Genomic DNA, 1,175 nt, shown 5'->3' on the forward strand with positions numbered 1-1,175 from the left:
CCGTTAGCTACCATTACTAAAATGATCTATAGAATATTTTTATTTTTTTTATTTAGTCTTACTTCTTCTTGTGATTCGGAGAGATATTTGATAATTGATGGACAACAATATGAATTTATTACGGGTCCAGGACTCATATTTATTCAAGACAATCTGTATGCAGATGAGACAGAAGCGACCAATCTTATGTATCTAGAATTTATGGACTGGACCCAAGAAATATTTGGGGAAAATTCCGATGAGTTTAAAAAAATTCAAATAGATAAATCCGTGTGGGATAATACAAAATTCTCGATTGAATTTGGCAAAGATTATTTTACCCATCCTGATTATGGTGATTATCCTGTAGTTGGAATATCTCTTGAGCAGGCGAATCTATATAGTGAATGGAGAACCAATCGAGTTGCACAATTAATATTAATAAAGAAAGGGTTAATTAAAAATGAATTTACTTATTCAAAAGACAACTATTTCACAATTGATAGATATTTAAATTCTGATTTCGACTGGATAATAACAAAAGAAGATATTTTAGTTACTGAATACAAAAAATACCGACAAAAGGTGAATGGGAACTAGTTGCCGGCGGAAACTCAAATTATCCAAATGGAATTGACTTAACTGGAAGGAAAACCACAAAAACAATGCGTAAATATAATTATCTATACAATACAAAAGAATTTCAGTTAGATTCACGCTCAAAAACTTTAAAAAATAAAATAAAATGTACAGATGCCACATGTTCAGTAAAGGTATTTGGTCCAAATATTTATGGATTATTTGATACAATAGGAAATGTTTCTGAACTAATCTCTCATGATGGCCTTGCGAAAGGCGGTAATTGGAAAAATGAGTTAGCCGATAATCAAATTGAAAAAGATTTACCATTCGAAGGCCCAAATGCATGGACAGGATTTAGAAACATTGCCAGTCAAAAATTATTTAGCGTTCGTAACGGTAGCTAACAATGCATCAATAATCATAGCTTTTCCATAATTACTTCGTGTTTAGTAATCAAAAATTACTACTTTAGTTATCGGAACAATATGAACTAGCTTGCCTTTCTGAGTCTCACGCAGCTCCGAATAATTGGAACTAAACAAGGAACTCAAAAGGTGTCGCCGCTGCCAGCATCGCGCTGCGCCAAACGCTACAATTATTATACAAACCCGTTG

At 32.9% G+C, this 1,175-nt stretch carries 1 protein-coding gene and 1 pseudogene; both read left to right on the forward strand.

The features are described from left to right. Window positions 1-579: pseudogene (locus BLQ00_RS17690) on the forward strand (hypothetical protein); the annotation flags it as partial. 32 nt (window positions 580-611) lie between these two features. Beyond that, window positions 612-965, forward strand: coding sequence for an SUMF1/EgtB/PvdO family nonheme iron enzyme (locus tag BLQ00_RS17400; RefSeq protein ID WP_244881806.1), 354 nt, complete (start codon window positions 612-614; stop codon window positions 963-965). Window positions 966-1,175: the final 210 nt, after the last annotated feature.

Source organism: Ulvibacter litoralis, from assembly GCF_900102055.1.
In the GTDB taxonomy this organism is placed as follows: domain Bacteria; phylum Bacteroidota; class Bacteroidia; order Flavobacteriales; family Flavobacteriaceae; genus Ulvibacter; species Ulvibacter litoralis.